This window comes from Herbaspirillum sp. FG34 (genome assembly GCF_057809315.1).
Map to the genome: position 1 here is coordinate 1 of NZ_JBMDJS010000060.1, position 451 is coordinate 451.

General features: G+C 64.3%; 1 protein-coding gene. It reads right to left on the reverse strand.

The genetic code is table 11. The features are described 5' to 3' along the window. Positions 1–451: phage capsid protein (locus ACODSZ_RS23150; RefSeq protein ID WP_488928654.1), on the reverse strand; the 451-nt coding region annotated here is incomplete at both ends.

Here is a 451-nt window from a genome sequence, read left to right on the forward strand (position 1 = left end):
ATGTCGGCCTGCTCGTCGGCCTCGTTGGCGCGGAACAGCTTCTTGGCGGTGATCAACTTGGCCTTGGTGAAGCCGGTACCGCCGTTCAGGATGATCTGGCTGGAAGGCAGCGGGACCAGCGTGCCGTCCTTGGTCTGGGCGTTGCCGATACCAGCCGAGAAGATGATCTGGTCCTTGCGACGGTTCCAGGCGGCGTTCAGCGAGTCCATGTAGGAGCCGCTCGGATTGGCCAGCACCTTGGGTTCATCGGCACGGTCCACCGGCAGAGCCTGGTAGAAGTCACGCATCAGGGCCACGCGGGTGGTGTGGTTGGCGTCGGACCAGACGGTATCGCCATGGCGGGTGGTGTTCTCCGGGGTGTCGGCGATGGCATCCAGACGGTTCGCGGTGAACGATTCGCCGGTGATGTTGCCACGATCCGTGACGCGGGGTTCGAAGCGGGCGCGCTTCT